Origin of the sequence: Aequorivita sediminis (assembly GCF_032080575.2) — a bacterium.
Lineage (GTDB): Bacteria > Bacteroidota > Bacteroidia > Flavobacteriales > Flavobacteriaceae > Aequorivita > Aequorivita sediminis.
Genome location: NZ_JAVLSO020000001.1, coordinates 749,884 through 769,916 on the forward strand (window position 1 = coordinate 749,884; position 20,033 = coordinate 769,916).

Here is a 20,033-nt window from a genome sequence, read left to right on the forward strand (position 1 = left end):
TAAATTTATTTTTTAGAGTTGTAATCGAACAACATATCGATTAAAGTGATAGAAGCATCTTCCATGCTGTTTACAATACTATCGATTTTAGCGATAATGTAGTTGTAAAAAATCTGAAGGATAATCGCAACGATCAAACCAAATACAGTTGTTAAAAGTGCAACTTTAATACCACCAGCTACAAGAGAAGGGTTCATATCACCAGCTGCCTGAATTTTATCAAACGCAGTAATCATACCTATTACAGTACCCATGAAACCAAGCATCGGTGCAATAGCGATAAATAGAGAAATCCATGATACGTTTTTCTCAAGTTGTCCCATTTGAACACCTCCGTAAGCAACTACAGCTTTTTCAGCTAAGTCAATACCTTCGTCGGCTCTATCAAGACCTTGATAGTAAATTGATGCCACAGGACCTTTTGTATTTCTGCACACTTCTTTAGCAGCGTCTATACCACCACTATTTAGTGCGTCTTGAACATCTTGAGCCAATTTTTGTGTGTTGGTTGTTGAAAGGTTAAGGTAGATAATTCTTTCAATAGCAATTGCCAATCCTAGAATTAAACATAGAAGTACCACCCCCATAAATCCAGGACCACCCTCTACGAAACGTTCTTTTAATTCTTGATGGAATCCTTTATCAGCAACATCGGCAGAAGCCGTTTCATCCTGAATAAAAGATACTGTTGCTGCTGCTACCAAAGCTTGTGAGCTTGTTGGTAATGTTTGCGCTGTTGAAGCGTTTGCGTTTAACGTGCCTACAAATACCATTGCGGCGAGCGCCATAATAGAAAATAATTTTTTCATTGCTATCGACTTAAAGTTTGTTTTTAGTTAAAGGTTTAAAGATATAAAATAATTTAGTTAATCTACAAGAATATTAATATGTACTAAAAAGGAATTTCCAATCCACCCTAAATGGGTTATTATCAGCTTCCTTTTTTAAATTTTAATGAACATTTATACTTATATATAGTATAAATTTTTCTCTATTGAAATCTGATGATTGCCTTAAACAAGTCTATCGTTGCTACTATTGCGCTTATTTCTACTTTATTTAGTTGTTAGAGCACGCTCTTTTATTACCTTAATAATGCAAAATATACTGGCAGAGAGGAAGGGATTCGAACCCTCGATACGCTTTTGGCGTATACACACTTTCCAGGCGTGCGCCTTCGACCACTCGGCCACCTCTCTAAAAAATGTTTTATAGCTCAGAACAAATCTAAAGCAAAAATTTATTTCAAATATTCGACTCGAAATCCTTCTAATTAGTTACAAAAAAGGTGCTTCGGCTTAACGAGTGCCAAATATCAAAAAAAAATCAACGCCATAAAAAAAAATAACAGATTAATTTACTGCATTTCTCCTCTTAATGAGGTTTCGAATATGGTTTTAAAGCTATTTGGAGAAACATTTTCACCTAATAGATACATTAATTTAGCTAATGCAGCTTCTGTAGTGCTATCCTTCGCACTAATTACTCCCATTTTTTTAAGCGCTGTACTAGTTTCGTATAGCCCCATATTTACACTCCCACCAGTGCATTGGGTTACATTTATTACCGGAACCCTTCTTTTTATAACATTCTTAAGCGAATTGATAAACCATTCTTCAGTAGTTACATTACCTGCACCGTAAGTTTCTAAAATCAAACCTTTCATCTCAGGATAATTAAATAAATAATTAATAGTAGATTCGTCTATACCTGGAAAAATCTTAACCAACAGTATATTGCTCTCCATGGTTTTATGAACTTTAAGCTTTTTTCTGCGGTTCGGTTTGTAAAGCGCTTCGTCATTAACCACTAAATGCAACCCACTTTGAACCAAATCTGGATAATTTGGCGACTCGAAAGCCTCAAAATGTTCTGCATTTATCTTAGTCGTTCTATTTCCTCTATATAATTTGTATTCAAAATAAAGACAAACCTCCGCAATTTTCGGAACACCCTTTTCTCGTAACGATGCGATTTGAATGGAAGTAATTAAATTTTCTTTTGCATCGGTACGCAAATCTCCAATTGGAAGTTGGGAACCAGTAAAAACCACAGGTTTCCCTAAATTTTCCAACATAAAACTCAATGCCGATGCAGTATATGACATTGTATCGCTACCATGCAACACTACAAATCCATCTATTTCATCATAATTTTCTTCAATAATAGTTGCTATATCTACCCAATACTTAGGGTTCATATTAGAACTATCAATGGGTTCAGGAAATGAGGTTGTGGTAATATTACAGTCTAACAGTTTAAGTTCGGGAATATGATTTAATAATTCATCAAAATTGAAATTGCGCAAAGCACCAGTTTCAAAGTCTTTTATCATCCCGATTGTTCCACCTGTATATATAAGGAGTATGTTAGGTTGGGTTTTCATATTAATCTCTAAGCTTTTAAGTGAAAAATAATATGCTGCGATTAAAAAAAATTACGATTATGCTATTAGGCATCAAATTTTAAAAACCGCCTTGGAGTTTTCAGTCGTTATACGAGCTACTTCGGCTTCAGAAATATTGTATAACTCTGAAAGTTTTTTACAAATTAAGGCCAAATAACTACTTTCATTACGTTTCCCTCTATAAGGAACCGGAGCAAGGTAAGGCGAATCGGTTTCTAAAACGATATGTTTCAAAGGAATTTGATTTAAAAAATTATCTATTTTACCGTTTTTAAAGGTAACCACCCCACCTATCCCCAATTTCATATTATATGAAATAGCTTTTTGTGCTTGTTCAAAATTTCCTGTAAAGCAATGAAAAATACCGAATAAGTCTTCACTTTTTTCGGTTTCTAAAACTTCGAAAATTTCATCAAAAGCATCACGACAATGTATTACTATAGGAAGTTGGTATTTTTTGGCTAATTGAATTTGGCGTTTAAAAGCAATCTTTTGAATTTCTAATGTAGAAGTATCCCAATAAAGATCAATTCCTATTTCGCCAACGGCAAAGAAATCGCGTTTTTCGAACTGTTTCTCGACGTGAGCTAACTCTTCTTCATAGTTTTCTTTTACTGAAGTTGGGTGTAGCCCCATCATTAAGAAAACATTTTCTGGATATTCCTTTTCTAGATCATACATAGATTCGGTAAAACCCGAGTCTATTGCGGGGATGAAAAAACGTGTAACTCCTGCATCAAATGCACGTTGCATCATATCTGCTCGGTCATCAGAAAAGGCATCACTATATAAATGGGTATGGGTATCTGTAATCATAACTGCAAAGCTACTTATTTTGTTTACTATCTTTGAGCAAAAAAATTGATGCATTTACGAGAATTTCTTGAAACCCAAGGTTTTTATCGCATTCCACTTAAAAAATTAGCCACCGGGCATTATTTGTTCTCGGCTAAAATAAATGGTGTTTCGGGCGATTTCATTTTAGATACTGGTGCTTCCACAAGTTGTGTAGGTTTTAAAAACAGCACTCACTTTAAACTTATTAGTGAAGAGAGCATGATTAAAGCTGCTGGTGCCGGAGCTATAAACATGGAAACTATGCTTTCCAGAAAAAACATTTTTGCAATTAAGAGTTGGAAGATTTCTAATATGGATTTTGTGCTTTTTGATCTTACCCACGTAAACGAAGCATTAGCACAAGTTGAAGAAGGACCTATTCACGGTATTATTGGAGCTGATTTTTTAAAAAAGAATCGCGCAGTTATCGATTATGGAAGAAATTGCTTTTATATAAAAGTACCGAGTCTTTAACATAAAAAATTATTGTAATTTTTTAAGTACATTTATAGTAAATAGATTATAATATAAACGTGCTTAAGAACCTAGCTATATTTTTAACTATTATTGCCTTATCCCCCATTTGGGGATTCAACGCGCATGAAACTGAGTATTCTAGCACTACTCAAATTGAACAATCTAGAACTGAAAAGTTAGCAACTTTAGACAGTCTTATTTCTCTAAACAAGAAGAATAATATCGATGCTTTTATTCAATACAGTATTGAATACGTTAAATTAGCTCAAGAACTAGACTTTATAGAAGCTGCTGCTAAAAAAGCAATCGATTTACAACGGCCACTTACAAACTTTCGCAACGACCCTTTAAATGCTATAACCGTTATAAACAGTGTTCTCGCTCGTAAGTACAAAATAAATGACAGCATATTACTTGGAGGATTGTATCTAAAGCGAGGGATAGCAAACACCCAAGTTGATGCTAACAAAGCAATTTCTGATTACAACAAAGCATTTTTAAATTTTTCTTATTGCGATTCACTTAGTATTGCAGAAACACATTATCATCGCGGCCAAGCATACTCAAGTTTAGGAAAATTTATACTTGCAGGAGAAGACCTACACAAAGCGTATTCGATTTTTGAAAGTCAAGAAAAGTACGACTGTATGATTACTGCTCAGCAAGGAATAATTAATATGTTTAGTAGAAATGGTTTTTACGAAAAAGCAAAAACCGAAAGAAATGCCTTAATAGAAAAAATTAAAAATTTAAAATTAAACTCTTTCTTATCTCAAGAGTACTATAATCAAGCAATTGATTACCACAAAATGGGCGATAAAAATGCTGAATTTAAATCTTTACTTTTAGCAGTAGAACACTTTGATAACGAAAAGTCTAATAAAACAGTATTTATAAACATTCACTCAAGTCTTGTAAACTACTACTGCGAGAGATATCAAATTAAAGAGGCCAACATTCATTTAAACCTATTAGAAAACATAAAACTCGATATTCTTGATGACCAAGTAACAAAAATTAATTATTTAAGTGCAAAGGCTAAATTTTTACAAACCACAGGTTACTACGAAGAAGCAGAAGAAATTGCTACTCAGTGTTTAGAAATAGCACAACGTATTAACTCTGAAGACGATATAATGAATTCTTTCAAATTCTTATCAGAAATCTACTTTGATATGAAAGAGTACAGAAAAAGTATCGAAAGTAACCGCGCCGCATCATTAATAAAAGACTCCATTTATAATAGAAGTACCGCAAATGCACTGGCTTACTATCTATCTTTATATGAAACTGAAAAAAAGGAAAAAGAATTAATTGAAAAAAACACAAACATTAGCTTACTAGAAAAGGACAATGAAATTTTTAAAAAAGCAATGATTTTTGGAGGAATAGCTTTAATTCTGGCTTTCGGGGTGGTTATTTTATATCGAAATCAAATACACTTAAGAAGTAATAAAGATCTCCAAGAAAAATTCAGTCAGGAATTACTTATTTCTCAAGAAAAAGAACGTCGTAGAATTTCGAAAGATTTACACGATGGAATAGGGCAACAATTATTACTCATAAAAAACAAACTGATTAAAAAAGGCACCCCAGAAGTTAAAGAAATGGTGAATCATACTATTGAAGAGGTACGAAGCATATCAAGAGATTTGCACCCATTTCACCTTCAAGAATTAGGGGTTACCAAAGCCATAGAAAACACAATTAGGCAAATTGATGAAAACACATCCCTTTTTATTTCTTCAGAAATTGATAATATAGACAACCTATTCACTAAAGAGGAGGAAGTCAACATATATAGAATAGTTCAGGAAAGCTTAAGCAACATTATAAAGCATGCGAATGCTGAAGCAGGGAAAGTTTCTATTAAAATATTGTCAAACAATATACTTATTTCTATTCGCGACAATGGTGTGGGTTTTGACTTTACAGACAGATACCAAGATTTAAAATCTCTTGGGTTAAAAACGTTACTGGAACGCACTAAATTTCTTAAAGGACAAATGAAAGTAACTTCTAAAAAAGACTTTGGAACATTAATAGAATTTCAACTACCATTATGAAAAAGCACAAACATTCAATTATTATAGCAGATGATCATCCCTTACTTTTAAAAGGGCTAAGTGATTTTTTGATTGAGAAAAACTATAATTTAATTGGTAGTGGGAATGACGGAAGGGAAGCTTACAACTTAATTGTGAAGGAAAATCCCGACATAGCCATAATTGACATACAAATGCCATATATGTCTGGGATTGAAATCGCACAGAAATGCAAAGGCCTAGAAGGTATTGATACGAAAATTGTACTTATTACTCTTCACAAGGAGAAGGAGCTTTATCAAAAAGCACAAGAACTCAATATATTCGGATATATTTTAAAAGAATTTGCTTTAGATGAAATTGAAAATTGCATTAAAACCGTGTCTAAAGGTGAACCTTTTTTCAGTAATAGAATAATGGAGCTGATTGACATAAATCCTGTTGAAAGCAATGATTTAAAAAAGCTCACGCCTTCAGAAAAAAAGATTTTGAAGCTTATTGCAAATGACAAAACTAATAAAGAGATAGCTTCTTTACTCTTTATATCTTACAGAACGGTGGAAAAACACAGAAGCAATATTATCAACAAATTAAATTTAGAAGCTAAAACCAATAGTTTGCTTATTTGGGCCAAAGAAAATCATGAAAAATTACTATAAGCTAATTCTCTTTAATTTTATATATTAGTAATCACTAATAAAAAAATCCGGCTATTGGCCGGATTTTTTGTACTATATATTTATGAGTTAGTTTATAATTCTAACGCTTTTTTCACATCGTTATCCATTAATAACTCAACTGGATTTTCTAATGCTTCCTTAATTGCAACTAGGAATCCAACCGATTCACGGCCATCAATAATTCTATGGTCGTAAGAAAGTGCTACAAACATAATAGGTGCTACTACTATTCCTCCATCTCTTACAATTGGACGCTCAACAATGTTGTGCATTCCTAAAATTGCAGATTGAGGTGGGTTAATAATTGGAGTAGAAAGCATACTTCCGAAAACTCCTCCGTTAGAAATTGTAAACGTACCACCTGTCATTTCATCAACAGTTATTTGACCATCTCTAGCTCTAAGTGCAAGGCGCTTCACTTCATCTTCAACACCTCTAAAACTTAAATTTTCAGCATTTCTAATTACAGGAACCATTAAACCTTTAGGTCCAGAAACGGCAATTGAAATATCTTTAAAGTCGTAAGAAATCTTATAATCTCCGTCAATCATAGAGTTTACATCTGGGTATAGCTCTAATGCACGAACAACTGCCAAAGTAAAGAAAGACATAAAGCCTAATCCTACTCCGTGTTTAGCTTTAAACTGTTCTTTATACTGACTTCTTAATTCGAAAATTGGCGACATATCTACCTCGTTAAAAGTAGTAAGCATCGCTGTTTCATTTTTAGCTGAAACCAAACGTTCTGCAACTTTTCTACGTAACATAGAAAGTTTTTTACGCTCGCTTCCACGGCTTCCTGTTCCTGGAGTACCCATAGATGGAGTAGCTTTAACAGCGTCGTCTTTTGTAACGCGACCGTCACGTCCACTTCCTTTTACATCTTTGGAAGACATTCCTTTCTCATCAAGAATCTTCTTAGCAGCTGGGGAAGGAGTACCTGTAGCGTAAGATTTCTTTTCTTCTTCTTTGGGAGCTGCTGGTTTAGATGGAGCCTCTTCTTTCTTTTCTTCTTTTTTATCAGCCTTAGGAGCATCTTCGCCACTTGGCTTTGCAGCGTCTGTATCAATAATGCAAACCACCTGCCCTACTTCAACTGTATCACCTTCTTCTGCTTTTAAAGTAATGATTCCACTCGCTTCTGCCGGAAGTTCAAGAGTTGCCTTGTCACTATCTACCTCAGCGATTGCTTGATCTTTTTCCACATAATCACCATCGCTTACTAACCATTCGGCAATTTCAACTTCTGTGATGGATTCTCCCGGAGACGGGACTTTCATTTCTAATGCCATATTATTTTTGTTTTATATAAACCCTCATTTATTAATCTAATAAATTTAAATGTTTTTATTTTATTATTTACAAAGTAAGTATAAATCTTACTTCATGTCTTTATCAAACACGTTTTCAATTACTTTAGCGTGTCTTGCTTTTGAGCGAACAGTACTTCCTGCAGCTGGAGCAGCATACATTTTTCTACTGCAAATTCTAAAGTTTTTAGCTTCTTCAAAATGCATCATTAAATAAGAATAAGCCCCCATATTTTTAGGTTCTTCTTGTGCCCAAACTATATCATCTGCATTTTTATACTTCTTAATTATCTTATTAATCTCATCGGTTGGGAGTGGGAATAATTGCTCAATTCGCACCAACGCAACATCATCTCTTTTTAATTCTTCTCTTTTCTCGAGTAAATCGTAATAGAATTTACCTGTAACAAATACCAATGATTTTACTTTTGAAGCTTTTACCTCCGCATCATCAATAACCATTTGGAATGTTCCATTTGCAAATTCCTCCTTAGTAGAAACTACTTTTGGATGACGTAATAAACTCTTAGGAGTAAATACAATTAATGGTTTGCGGTAGTTAGTTTTAATTTGTCTTCTCAATAAGTGGAATAAGTTTGCCGGTGTTGTAACATCTGCAACAAACATATTATCTACAGCACACAACTGTAGGTAACGCTCCATTCTTGCCGAAGAGTGTTCTGCACCTTGGCCTTCATAACCATGTGGTAATAACATTACCAAACCATTTTGAAGCTTCCATTTATCTTCAGCAGCTGAAATATACTGGTCGATCATAATTTGTGCTCCATTACTAAAATCTCCAAATTGTGCTTCCCAAATGGTTAACGTATTAGGGCTAGCCATAGCATAGCCATAATCAAAGCCTACAACTCCATACTCTGAAAGCAATGAGTTGTAAATATAGAAATTAGCTTGATCGCCTTTTAAGTTGTTTAAAAGAACTACTTCTTCTTCGCTCTCTTCAACTTTTATTACTGCGTGACGGTGAGAGAAAGTTCCACGCTCTACATCCTGCCCGCTCATTCTTACATCGTGACCTTCTTTTAGCAAACTTCCATAAGCCAACAGCTCACCCATTGCCCAGTCCAGTTTGTTCTTCTCAAAGTACATTTCTTTTCTAGACTCAATAAGCTTAGCTATTTTTTTAAGGAATTTTTTATCCTTAGGAAGCGCTGTAATAACCTCAGCAATTTCATCAAGCTTCTTTAAATCAAATGTAGTGTCCACAGACTCTAACATCTGACCTTCTTCAGAATATTCGTAACCCTTCCATTCATCTTGCATAAATGGAGTAACGGTTGTTTTATCCTCTTTTCTTGAATCTTCTAGGTTTTCCTCTAGTTTATCCTTGTATTCTTTTTCTAGTTTAGCAACGTATTCGCTATCGATTACCCCTTCACTAATCAATTTAGCAGCATAAATATCTCTTGGATTCTTGTGCTTAGCAATTGCTTTGTAAAGTTTAGGCTGCGTAAATCGTGGCTCATCACCTTCGTTATGGCCGTATTTTCTATATCCTAATAAATCTATAAACACATCACGACCGTATTCCATCCTGAAATCCAGTGCAAAATTCATTGCGTGAACTACAGCTTCTACGTCATCTGCGTTTACGTGAAGTATCGGAGATAGTGTTACTTTAGCAACATCTGTACAGTATATAGATGAACGTGCATCTAGGTAATTTGTAGTAAAACCTATTTGGTTGTTTACTACAATATGTATTGTTCCGCCTGTTTTATATCCATCAAGTTGTGCCATTTGCACAATTTCATAAACTAGACCTTGACCAGCAATTGCAGCATCACCGTGAACAACTATTGGCAATACTTTGCTTGGGTTATCTTTGTGATGGTCGTCTTGCTTAGAACGTGCAATACCCTGAACTACTGCTCCAACAGTCTCCAAATGTGAAGGGTTAGGTGCAATATTCAAGTTAATTTCTTTTCCTGAATCTGTTTTGCGTTTTGAAGTCCAACCTAAGTGGTACTTAACATCTCCATCAAAAATATCGAGTGCATAATCTTTTCCGTCAAATTCACTGAAAATATTCTTTGCACTTTTTCCGAATATATTTGTAAGAGTACTTAAACGACCACGGTGAGCCATTCCCATTACAAATTCTTCAACCCCTCTTTCTGCTGCATTTTCGATAAGAGTATCTAAAGCTGGAATTAAGCTTTCACCTCCTTCCAAAGAGAATCTTTTTTGCCCTACGTATTTTGTGTGAAGGAAGTTCTCAAAAGATACCGCCTCGTTAAGCTTTTTAAGAATATGCTTCTTTTGGTCTACAGTAAAGTTTGGCTGATTGTCATTAGCATTTAGTCTTTGCTGAATCCAATCAATTTCTTCGGGTTTACGAAGAAACATATATTCCATACCGATAGATTCGCAATAAATTCTTTTAAGGTGCGTGATTATCTCTTCAAGAGTATTTTCACCTATACCAATAATTTCTCCCGCTCTAAATTTCGCTTTCAAATCGTCTTGTGAAAGTCCAAAATTCTCAATATCCAAGGTTGGGGTATAAGTTCTACGCTCCCTAACTGGGTTTGTTTTTGTGAAGAAATGCCCTCTTGTACGATAGGCATCAATTAATTTTATTACTTGGAATTCCTTAATTACATCAGCACAAATTGCACCTAGATCATAATCCTGAGGATCTGTTGAAGCAACTCCCGAATCCGCAAAGAATTCTTGACTTCCTGGCTCTGAGCCAAAATCAAACCCTTGGAAGAATGCTCTCCAACTTGGTTCAATGCTATCTGGGTATTGTAAATATTTTTCGTATTGTTTAGCGATTACAGATGGGTGAACCGCGTTTAAGAATGAAAATTTATCCATGATAAATATACAAATGGTCTTTTAAATAAAACGGTACAAATTTACAATAATTAAGCACAATAGGCGGCTCGAATTCATATATTTATTGTTTGAAACTCATAAAGTATTCATAATGGAAAAGACGGTATATAGACTAATTGCTAAAATATTACTAATTTCAGTAATGTTTTACTCAAATAATGCGAATGCTCAGGAGAAACATTACAACTTTTGGGACCATGTGCGATTTGGTGGTGGCGTGGGTTTAAATTTTGGAAATGGTTACTTTAGCGGTACCCTAGCCCCAAGTGCTATTTATGAATTTAACAATCAATTTTCTGCAGGAGTGGCACTTACAGGAACTTACGCAAGTTTAAAAAATAATAATTCTGCAACTATTTTAGGTGGAAGTGTACTTGCACTATATAACGTTATTCCTGAAATTCAACTATCAGCAGAGTTTGAAGAATTAAATGTAAACCGAACTTATAAATTTATAGGCAGCCCAGATGTAACGAGAAATTACTGGTATCCTGCCTTATATCTCGGGGCTGGATTCCGAAGTAATAATTTTACTATGGGAGTTCGATACGATGTACTTTTTGATAAAGATGAAAGTATTTACGGGAGTGCCTTTGCTCCATTTGTAAGAGTGTATTTTTAAACGTTTCGCTCCATCAAGCTATTTCCAAACTGACGAAACATTTCTCTTTTCTCATCAGTAATGTTTATTTCGTTTAACACAGAATAAGCCAAATTACTATATTTTTCAATCTCTACCTGAGTAGCTTTTGCCGCTCCAGAGTTAACAAAAACATCCTTAACTGTTGAGATTTTATCAGCTGGATCTTTTGGATTAATACTGTAAAGATGCTCTAATTCTTCAGCTTGAACTTTAGTGCTTTGTTCTATTGCTATTAGGTAAAGGAAGGTCTTTTTGTTTGCAATTATATCGCCACCAACTTGCTTCCCAAATGTTTCTGGGTCGCCAAAAACATCTAAATAATCGTCTTGCAACTGAAATGCAATTCCAAGATTCCTTCCAAATTGATAAATTTTATCCTTATCATTTTCAGAGGCATCCGCAACAATTGCTCCCATTTTCATTGCCGCACCAACTAATACTGCGGTTTTATGATCTATCATATTAATGTATTCATCTAGAGAAACATCATCACGAGTTTCAAAATCCATATCGTGTTGTTGCCCTTCACAAACTTGTAAAGCGGTTTCACTAAAAAGTTTAGCTAAATCCTGAAATGTTTTCGGATTGTAATTTTCAAAAAATCTATATGCTAAAATCAACATAGCATCACCGGAAAGAATACCTGTGTTTATATCCCACTTTTCATGAACGGTTGCTTTCCCTCTACGTAAAGGTGCGTTATCCATAATATCATCGTGAATAAGCGAGAAGTTATGAAATAACTCTACTGCCATTGCTGCAGATAAAGCCTCTTTGTAATCTTTTCCAAAAAAATCACAAACCATCAGCGTTAGTGCTGGTCTAATTCTTTTGCCCCCTAACGAAAGAATATACTTAATAGGATCGTAAAGTTGAGCTGGCTCGTTTTGAGAAACTGCCTGTTCAAGATTTTGATTTAGAAGGGTGTTGTATTTCGATAAAATTTCCATTGAATTAAAAATTTTGGCTAAGGTAAAATAAGCATTGCAAATGCACACAAATTATAGTCGAAAAAGAACTCAAACTTAATAAGTAGGTTTCTCCATATGTGAATTACATTAGGTATATAATAATTAAGCGCTCTATTACACTCTAATATCTAAAATGTTAAATAAAATAAAACTTTGGAAACTACTATTGTTTTAAAAGTTTCCGCAACCTATCTTTGCACCCCCTTATGAGAGACCGAATAATTCATAAAGCTACAAACCTCTTCTTAAAGCTTGGCGTTAAGAGTGTTACCATGGATGATATAGCTCAAGAGTTGGCTATATCGAAAAAAACAATTTACACACATTTTAAGAATAAGACAGAACTTATTAAAGAATGTGCGTGGAGTATGTTAAGCAATATTACAACGGGGATAGACGAAATATGTGCTTTAGATATAAATCCGATTGAAGAATTATTCCAGATTAAGAAATTTATTATGCAGAAATTAAAAGACGAACATTCATCTGCACAGTATCAACTAAATAAGTATTACCCTGAAATAAGTTCGAGTATTCATAAGAACCAGCTTGAAAAAATGTTGGAGAGTACTCAAAAGAATATCGAAAAGGGCATAGAACAAGGCTTATACCGTAAAAATATTGATTCAGATTTTATAAGTCGGCTTTATTTTATGGGGATAACTAACATTCACGATCAAGAATTATTCCCTATTGAAAAGTTCTCATCAAAATATAGAGCTGAAGAATACTTAGAATATCATTTAAGAGGAATTGTAACACCTGAAGGATTAATGACACTAAATAAATACCTTAAAGAACATCACACTAATGATTAAAAGAATTTTAGTATTCAGTATTATACTGTTCAGTTTTGCAGGATTTTCTCAAGAGCAAAAAGAATATAGTTTTAGTCTTGAGGAAGCAATTCTATTTGCTTTAGACAGCAATTACACTTCTATTAATGCTAGACGTGACATTGCTAAGGCTATAAAGCAAAAATGGGAAACTACAGCTCAAGGGCTACCGCAAATTAGTGGAAGCGCAAGTTACCAAAACAACTTAAAACAGCCGGTAACCTTGCTTCCTGGGGAGCTTGCAGGTGGAGAGCCAGGCACATATCTTCCAGTTACTTTTGGAACAAAGCAAAATGCCAATGCTGTAGCTACATTAAACCAACTTATTTTTGATGGCAGTTATCTTGTGGGATTAAAAGCAGCGAAAACATTTTTAAAATACTCCGAGAATTACAACGAAAAAGTGCGTTTAGAAGTTCGCAAAGGTGTTATTAATGCCTATGGAAGTGTTCTACTTTCGGAGGAATTAGTAGCCATTTTTGAAAAAAACAAAACCAATCTAGAAAACAATCTTTTTGAAACCCGAAAAATATTTGAAAATGGATTGGCTGAAGAAGAAAGTGTCGAACAGCTAGAAATCACACTTTTAGACATCGAAACTCAATTAAGCAATGCCAAAAGAAGTAGGAAAATAGCAAAGCAAATGTTCAACCTTTCTTTGGGGATAGATGTTGACACTCCAATTACGTTAACAGACGATTTAGACAAATTAGCAGATGCAAATATTAGCCTTGCGCTTTTAGACAATTCGATAAATTTTGAAGAGAATGTAGATTTCAAAATTGCAAACAATCTCGTGCAACAACGTTTTTTTGAAAATAGATTAGAGAAGAGTAAAGCACTACCTACTCTTTCGGCCTTTATAAACTATGGCACCTCTGCAAATAGTGAAGATTTTACCTTTTTCAACGGCGATCAGAGGTGGTATCAATCCTCAGTCCTGGGTGTAAATTTAAACATACCTATCTTTAGTAGTGGTATGCGAAGCGCTGCGACACAGCGAACAAGAATTGCTTTAGACCAAGCCAAAACAGATTTAGAAAACACCAAGCAGAAAATTAAACTCGATTTAACAACAGCACAAAGCAATTATCAATTCGCAATCGAGAATTATGAAAATTCTAAAAAGAACTTAAAATTAGCGGAGCGAATTGAAAACAAAAATCAGGTGAAATTTACTGAAGGCCTATCAACAAGTTTTGATTTACGCCAAGCACAAACACAATTATATACAGCGCAACAACAGTATTTTCAATCGATGTTGAACGTAATAAATGAAAAAACAAATCTGGAAACAGTATTAAACATCCCGCAATTACGAATAGTTTCGGATGAAATAAAAGGAAAATATTAACCCTACCGACTTAAATAAATCAAAAAATGAAAAAAATATTTCTACTTATAATTTTTACAGCCACTTTGGTTTCTTGCGGCGGGGACCAAAAATCTGTGGATTCTCTCATAGAATCTGGAGATCTTTCTGCAATTAAGACTAAAAGAACTGAACTTAATCAACAGCAAAGAGACCTTAAAGCCGATATCGACAAGTTGAATGAGTATATCGATTCTCACGAAAAAAAGGAACGTCCAGCATTAATTACGGCTCAAGAGATTAAAGACACCATTTTCAAACACTATGTTGAAGTGCAAGGAAATGTTGAAACAAATCAAAATGTCGTTTTAAATGCCGAATACTCAGGTGTACTTACCAATATATACGTAAAAGAAGGTCAGCGGGTGTCAAGAGGTCAACGTCTTGCCAAAATTGACGATGGTGGTTTATCCAGCCAAGTAGCACAACAAGAAGCACAACTAGCTTTAGCAAAAACAACTTTCGAACGTCAAGAAAGACTTTGGGAACAAAAAATTGGTTCAGAAATTCAATATCTCCAAGCAAAAACCAATTACGAAGCCGCAAAAAACACCACCAATCAGTTGCGTTCTCAATTAGGAAAAACTATTATCACTGCCCCATTCAGCGGAGTGATAGACGATATTATTTCGGACCCAGGTCAAGTAGTTGTACCGGGACAAACCCCAATTATTCGACTAGTAAACTTAAGTGATATGTATGTTAAAGCGTCAATACCTGAAACCTATTTAACAAACATTAAGAAAGGGACACGTGTTGAAGTAAACTTAGCGTCAATTAACGAAAATTTTACAGGAACTGTTCGTCAAGTAAGCAACTATATAAATCCGAATAATAGAAGTTTTGAGATTCAAGTTGAGATTCCAAACAAGGATGGTAATGTAAAACCAAATTTAATTGCAACAGTAAAAGTAAACGACTACACCGCAGAGAATGCAGTTACCATACCTGAAAATATTTTGCAAGAGAATGCTGCTGGTGAAACTATTGCTTATATATACAAACCTGTAGATGATAGTACCGGTGTAGCTAAACGCATTATTATTGAAACAGGGCTTTCATACGGTAATCAAACCGAAGTAAAGTCGGGACTCAAAAAAGGTGATACAATTATAATGGAAGGTGCGAAAACACTTCGCGACGGTCAAAAAGTAACTATCAAACAATAAGAAACTCTTGCAAAATGAGCAAAAACCCGTATAAAGAATTTAGTATTTCATCTTGGGCTATCGACAACAAAATGACGGTCTATGTGGTAATGGCTATTATCCTATTTTTAGGTGCCTTTGCCTATTATAGTATGCCTCGTGAGGCATTTCCAGAAATTATCGAAACTAAGATTTATGTAAGTTCGGTTAACCCAGGTAACTCTGCCGAAGATGTAGAAAAGTTTATAACCGAGCCCCTAGAAGAAGAGTTTAAGGATATTGCAGGAGTAAAAGAAATTACTTCTACTACCCTTCAAGATTACTCCATAATTATTGTGGAATTTGAAGAGAGCGTAGAAATTCCTGTAGCAAAACAATCTGTTAAAGATAAAATAGACCTTGTAAAAGCGGAAGCTACTTGGCCAGTACTTACCAATGGAGCTAAAGTTGAACCAAATGCTTTCGATTTAAATTTTTCGGAAGAATTTCCTATTTTAAATATTAACCTTACAGGAGATTATACCGTTCAGACATTAAAGGATTACGCCGAATACCTTCAGGATAAAATTGAAATGCTGCCTCAAATAAAGGAAGCTACCATTCGAGGGGCTGAAGAAAAAGAAATTGAAGTAGCTGTCGATATTTATAAAATGACCGCTTCTCAGGTTAGCTTCGACAATATTATAAATGCCATTAAAGGTGAAAATACTACAATTTCTGGTGGTAATATTATAACCAATGGCGTTCAAAAAAACATTCGGATTACGGGTGAAATTCAAAATCCCAAAGAGCTAGAAAGGCTTGTAGTTAAAAAAGATGATGGGATTGTTTTCCTAAAAGACATTGCCGACATTAAATTTCACGAGAAAGATGCTACAACTTTTGCTCGTGAATACGGAGAACCTGTTGTCATGCTCGATGTTAAGAAACGAGCAGGAAAAAATATGATTGAGGCGGTTGAGCTAATTAAAGAACTTATCAAAGACGAGCAAGATAATTACCTGCCAGAAACGCTGCATATAAGTCTTTCTAATGACCAATCAATCAAAACTGAAAACCAGGTAAACGACTTGGTAAACAACATCATTTTTGGGGTTATCTTGGTTGTTGTGGTACTTATGTTCTTTTTAGGGTTTAGAAATGCGCTTTTTGTTGGTTTTGCTATCCCGCTTTCTATGCTTATGTCGTTATTTATACTATCGTCATTAGGTTTTACGCTTAATACAATGGTGCTTTTCGGACTAGTTATGGGTCTCGGAATGTTGGTAGATAATGGAATTGTGGTGGTAGAAAACGTATATACCTTGATGAGTGAGGGTATGTCGCCTAAAAAAGCAGCAAAACAAGGTATGGGTGAAATTGCTTGGCCTATTATTGCTTCTACGGCTACTACACTTGCAGCCTTTTTCCCGCTCGGACTTTGGCCAGGGATGATAGGTAAGTTTATGATTTATTTCCCAATTACACTATCTGTAGTATTGAGTTCTTCGCTTTTTGTAGCGCTTGTAATTAACTCCATGCTTACTTCAAAATTTATGAAGATTGAAGAAGAACCGCTTACAAAACAAAAGCTTATTCGCTGGAGTTTAATATTGTTCGGAGTTGGGGCGTTGCTTCTGGTTGCTGGGTTTATTATGGATATTGCTGCCTTTAGAGGGTTTGGAAATTTAGCAATCCTAACGGCTATAATGCTTTGGTTATACAAATACGTATTGGCAGGTGCAGTTGAGTATTTTCAGTATAAATCTTTGAAAAAACTTGAAAACTTCTACGAAGGCACTTTAAAATACGCACTAAAAGGACCAAAAGCCTATGTGTTTTTCTTTGGTACAGTGGTATTGTTATTTCTTTCGTTCGTTTTAGTAGGCTTAGTACAACCCAAAGTACTATTCTTTCCAGAAAATGAACCGAATCAAATTATTACTTATATAGAGTATCCGCAAGGAACTGATATTGAGAAAACAAACGAGCTCACTAAACAAGTTGAGGAGCGTATATACAAAACCATTTCAAAATACGAAGACAATGGCTACAACTATATGGTTGAATCTGCAGTTTCCCAAGTAGGTCAAGGTGCTGGAAACCCACAAACCGATGGGGGCCAAAGTAACGATATGCCGCAGAAAGGTAAAATCACTTTATCTATGCGAGATTATCAGTTGCGACGTGGTGTAAAAAGTAGTGATGTTTTAGAAGAAGTTCGAGAATCTGTAAAAGGTTTCCCAGGAGCTTCTATTATTGTTGAAAAAGATGCTGCTGGACCTCCTGTTGGATACCCAATTAATATCGAATTAAGTGGGGATGATTATGAGGAAATGCTTCACGAGGCCGAAAATCTTCGTTCGTATATTGAAGGGTTAGGTATTAGCGGGATTGAAGAGCTAAAAATAGACGTAAACAAGAGTAAACCTGAGATGAATGTAACTGTAGATCGTGAAAAAGCGGGACAGTTAGGAATTAGCACAGGACAAATTGGGCAAACGTTACGTCGTGCTATTTTTGGAGAAGAAGCTTCCACTTACAAAGATGGAAATGACGATTACGAAATAAACGTACGCCTTTCAGAGGCATCGAGGTATGACGAAAGTGCACTTTTTAATCAACCAATTACTTTTAGAAATAATCAAGGACAAATTGTTCAAGTACCCATTTCAGCTATGGTTACCAAAAACAATACGGCTTCCTTTAGTGCAATAAAAAGAAAAGATTTAAAAAGAACCATTACCGTTTATTCAAACGTAATTGGAGGTTATAACGGAACCGAAATCGTAAACGATTTAAAAACCGAACTTCAAAATTACGATTTACCTAATGGCGTTAATTTAACCTTTACAGGAGAGCAAGAAGAACAAGAAGACAATATGGGCTTCCTAATGATGGCGCTATTTTATGCTTTAGGAGGAATATTATTAATATTGGTTGCTCAGTTTAACTCACTTTCAAAACCTATTATAATTCTTACTTCGGTAGTATTAAGCTTAGCAGGTGTATTCCTCGGATTGGTAGTTTTCCAAATGGATTTCGTAATTATTATGACGATGATGGGAATTATCTCGCTTGCAGGTATTGTTGTAAATAACGCCATTGTACTTATCGATTACACCCAGATTCTTATAGATCGTAAAAAGTATGAGTTGCAAATGGACGAGGAGCAAATGCTTACCAAAAAACAGTATTTTGAGATTATTGTTGCGGGTGGAAAATCCCGTTTGCGTCCAGTGCTTTTAACAGCGATTACAACCGTTTTAGGGCTTATCCCGCTTGCTATCGGATTTAACATCGATTTCTTCGGGTTATTTACAGATTACAGCCCTAATATTTATATTGGTGGGGACAACGTAATTTTCTGGGGACCATTGGCTTGGACAGTAATTTTCGGACTAATTTTCGCAACTTTCTTAACCTTAATTGTGGTTCCGGTGATGTTTTATTTGGTGAATCGCGCTAAAATTAGACTGAGAAAGAAAAAGCGATTAAAGGAGTTAAAAAAGCAAAGAGCTAAAGAAGCTAATAATTACGAGCGGATAGCCTAAACTATTAATATTCAATAAACACTAAAACCCTTTTGGCTAGCAATTTTCCAAAAGGGTTTTTTTATTTTTTATTGTAACGCTTGGCTAAAAAACAGGGAATTTCCTATCATAATACAGGCAAACAAAAATTTCATATTCGAGAATTTTCGCATATTTATAAGCAAATAACTAACTTAAATCCTCAAATAATGAAATTATTTTTCAAAATACACAGAAAAACAGCTACACTATATAAGCAATGTATATGGATATTTTTATTGCCATTAGGGCTTTACGCACAAGTAACAAACATACCCGATCCTAATTTTGAACAAGCACTTATTGACTTAGGCATTGATAGCGATGGTGTGATAAATGGACAAGTGTTAACAAGTGATATTGAAAATGTAGTAACGCTCGATGTGAATCATCGATTTATAGAAGATTTAACAGGCCTAGAAGATTTTTCAGCTTTAGAATTGTTGGATGTAAGTGGTAATATTCTTTATTTACTGGATGTGAGTGAAAACATTCTATTAAAAGAGCTTTATTTTAACAGTCAAAGTCCTGGCTTTTCAATGCTAATGACTTCATTGGATTTTTCCAGTAACGTAAATCTTGAAATTGTTGAAGCGGCGAATTTAATTTTTTTAGAAAATTTGAATTTAAAAAATGGAGTTAATTCAATTTTAACAATAAGCCTGCCCTGCCAATTTGAAGGTGAACCTTGTGAGCTAACAGAATTACAGTGTGTTAATGTGGATGATGAGGTGGCTGCTAATAATAATGAATTACCATATTCTCGCTGGTATGTTGCTGCAAATTTTATCTATTCTGAAGACTGCTCTTTAGGAACAAATGATATTAATGAAAAACTATTTTCTATATATCCAAACCCTGTTAATGAAGTTTTGGTTTTAAATGGCA

At 34.7% G+C, this 20,033-nt stretch carries 15 protein-coding genes and 1 tRNA gene; 9 read left to right on the forward strand and 7 right to left on the reverse strand.

Annotated features, from left to right (window positions below; genetic code table 11):
* Positions 1-5: 5 nt before the first annotated feature.
* The 4 genes from RT250_RS03405 to RT250_RS03420 form a co-directional block, all read right to left on the reverse strand.
* Positions 6-809, reverse strand: coding sequence for a MotA/TolQ/ExbB proton channel family protein (locus tag RT250_RS03405; protein ID WP_139856154.1), 804 nt, complete (start codon positions 807-809; stop codon positions 6-8).
* A 299-nt stretch (positions 810-1,108) separates the two neighbouring features.
* Positions 1,109-1,199, reverse strand: a tRNA-Ser gene (locus tag RT250_RS03410).
* A gap of 158 nt (positions 1,200-1,357) precedes the next feature.
* Positions 1,358-2,386: an asparaginase gene (locus RT250_RS03415; protein WP_313112137.1), complete on the reverse strand. Its 1,029-nt coding sequence runs from the start codon at positions 2,384-2,386 to the stop codon at positions 1,358-1,360.
* A 72-nt stretch (positions 2,387-2,458) separates the two neighbouring features.
* Positions 2,459-3,223 (reverse strand): TatD family hydrolase, encoded by a 765-nt coding sequence (locus RT250_RS03420; protein WP_313112139.1) that lies wholly within the window; start codon positions 3,221-3,223, stop codon positions 2,459-2,461.
* Between the two features lie 48 nt (positions 3,224-3,271).
* On the opposite strand from RT250_RS03420, the gene RT250_RS03425 reads away from it, so the two are divergent.
* Genes RT250_RS03425 through RT250_RS03435 form a run of 3 tightly spaced genes read left to right on the forward strand, consistent with a single transcriptional unit; the run spans position 3,272 to position 6,425 of the window.
* Entirely contained in the window at positions 3,272-3,718 is a 447-nt protein-coding gene (locus tag RT250_RS03425; RefSeq protein ID WP_313112185.1) for an aspartyl protease family protein, read from the forward strand.
* Between the two features lie 59 nt (positions 3,719-3,777).
* Complete coding sequence (locus RT250_RS03430) at positions 3,778-5,787, forward strand: sensor histidine kinase (RefSeq protein ID WP_313112141.1); 2,010 nt, start codon at positions 3,778-3,780, stop codon at positions 5,785-5,787.
* Positions 5,784-6,425, forward strand: a complete 642-nt coding sequence (locus RT250_RS03435; RefSeq protein ID WP_313112143.1) for a response regulator — start codon at positions 5,784-5,786, stop codon at positions 6,423-6,425. Before RT250_RS03430 ends, RT250_RS03435 begins: the two co-directional genes overlap by 4 nt.
* A 92-nt stretch (positions 6,426-6,517) precedes the next feature.
* Here RT250_RS03435 and odhB read toward each other — a convergent pair whose 3' ends face one another.
* Both odhB and RT250_RS03445 read right to left on the reverse strand, forming a co-directional pair.
* Complete coding sequence (odhB, locus tag RT250_RS03440; RefSeq protein WP_313112145.1) at positions 6,518-7,738, reverse strand: 2-oxoglutarate dehydrogenase complex dihydrolipoyllysine-residue succinyltransferase; 1,221 nt, start codon at positions 7,736-7,738, stop codon at positions 6,518-6,520.
* Positions 7,739-7,825: 87 nt separating this feature from the next.
* Positions 7,826-10,603, reverse strand: a complete 2,778-nt coding sequence (locus RT250_RS03445) for a 2-oxoglutarate dehydrogenase E1 component (RefSeq protein WP_313112147.1) — start codon at positions 10,601-10,603, stop codon at positions 7,826-7,828.
* 112 nt (positions 10,604-10,715) lie between these two features.
* On the opposite strand from RT250_RS03445, the gene RT250_RS03450 reads away from it, so the two are divergent.
* Positions 10,716-11,246, forward strand: a complete 531-nt coding sequence (locus tag RT250_RS03450) for an alpha-ketoglutarate decarboxylase (protein WP_313112148.1) — start codon at positions 10,716-10,718, stop codon at positions 11,244-11,246.
* Here the strand turns inward: RT250_RS03450 and RT250_RS03455 are convergent.
* A complete protein-coding gene (locus tag RT250_RS03455; protein ID WP_313112149.1) occupies positions 11,243-12,217 on the reverse strand; it encodes a polyprenyl synthetase family protein in 975 nt (324 codons plus the stop codon). The two genes, RT250_RS03450 and RT250_RS03455, sit on opposite strands and share 4 nt — an antisense overlap.
* Positions 12,218-12,444: 227 nt before the next feature.
* On the opposite strand from RT250_RS03455, the gene RT250_RS03460 reads away from it, so the two are divergent.
* The 5 genes from RT250_RS03460 to RT250_RS03480 all read left to right on the forward strand — a co-directional run.
* Complete coding sequence (locus RT250_RS03460; protein ID WP_313112150.1) at positions 12,445-13,056, forward strand: TetR/AcrR family transcriptional regulator; 612 nt, start codon at positions 12,445-12,447, stop codon at positions 13,054-13,056.
* Complete coding sequence (locus tag RT250_RS03465; RefSeq protein WP_313112152.1) at positions 13,049-14,428, forward strand: TolC family protein; 1,380 nt, start codon at positions 13,049-13,051, stop codon at positions 14,426-14,428. Before RT250_RS03460 ends, RT250_RS03465 begins: the two co-directional genes overlap by 8 nt.
* A 26-nt stretch (positions 14,429-14,454) precedes the next feature.
* Positions 14,455-15,615, forward strand: coding sequence for an efflux RND transporter periplasmic adaptor subunit (locus RT250_RS03470; RefSeq protein ID WP_313112153.1), 1,161 nt, complete (start codon positions 14,455-14,457; stop codon positions 15,613-15,615).
* 14 nt (positions 15,616-15,629) lie between these two features.
* A complete protein-coding gene (locus tag RT250_RS03475; protein ID WP_313112155.1) occupies positions 15,630-19,127 on the forward strand; it encodes an efflux RND transporter permease subunit in 3,498 nt (1,165 codons plus the stop codon).
* A gap of 80 nt (positions 19,128-19,207) precedes the next feature.
* Positions 19,208-20,033 (forward strand): hypothetical protein (locus RT250_RS03480; RefSeq protein WP_313112157.1); only part of this gene is annotated, 826 nt, incomplete at its 3' end.

Bases quoted from the DNA above. Each gene is read 5' to 3' on its own strand.
- RT250_RS03405 (WP_139856154.1), bottom strand. From the start codon at position 809: ATGAAAAAATTATTTTCTATTATGGCGCTCGCCGCAATGGTATTTGTA.
- RT250_RS03415 (WP_313112137.1), bottom strand. From the start codon at position 2,386: ATGAAAACCCAACCTAACATACTCCTTATATATACAGGTGGAACAATC.
- RT250_RS03420 (WP_313112139.1), bottom strand. From the start codon at position 3,223: ATGATTACAGATACCCATACCCATTTATATAGTGATGCCTTTTCTGAT.
- RT250_RS03425 (WP_313112185.1), top strand. From the start codon at position 3,272: ATGCATTTACGAGAATTTCTTGAAACCCAAGGTTTTTATCGCATTCCA.
- RT250_RS03435 (WP_313112143.1), top strand. From the start codon at position 5,784: ATGAAAAAGCACAAACATTCAATTATTATAGCAGATGATCATCCCTTA.
- odhB (WP_313112145.1), bottom strand. From the start codon at position 7,738: ATGGCATTAGAAATGAAAGTCCCGTCTCCGGGAGAATCCATCACAGAA.
- RT250_RS03445 (WP_313112147.1), bottom strand. From the start codon at position 10,603: ATGGATAAATTTTCATTCTTAAACGCGGTTCACCCATCTGTAATCGCT.
- RT250_RS03450 (WP_313112148.1), top strand. From the start codon at position 10,716: ATGGAAAAGACGGTATATAGACTAATTGCTAAAATATTACTAATTTCA.
- RT250_RS03455 (WP_313112149.1), bottom strand. From the start codon at position 12,217: ATGGAAATTTTATCGAAATACAACACCCTTCTAAATCAAAATCTTGAA.
- RT250_RS03460 (WP_313112150.1), top strand. From the start codon at position 12,445: ATGAGAGACCGAATAATTCATAAAGCTACAAACCTCTTCTTAAAGCTT.
- RT250_RS03465 (WP_313112152.1), top strand. From the start codon at position 13,049: ATGATTAAAAGAATTTTAGTATTCAGTATTATACTGTTCAGTTTTGCA.
- RT250_RS03470 (WP_313112153.1), top strand. From the start codon at position 14,455: ATGAAAAAAATATTTCTACTTATAATTTTTACAGCCACTTTGGTTTCT.
- RT250_RS03475 (WP_313112155.1), top strand. From the start codon at position 15,630: ATGAGCAAAAACCCGTATAAAGAATTTAGTATTTCATCTTGGGCTATC.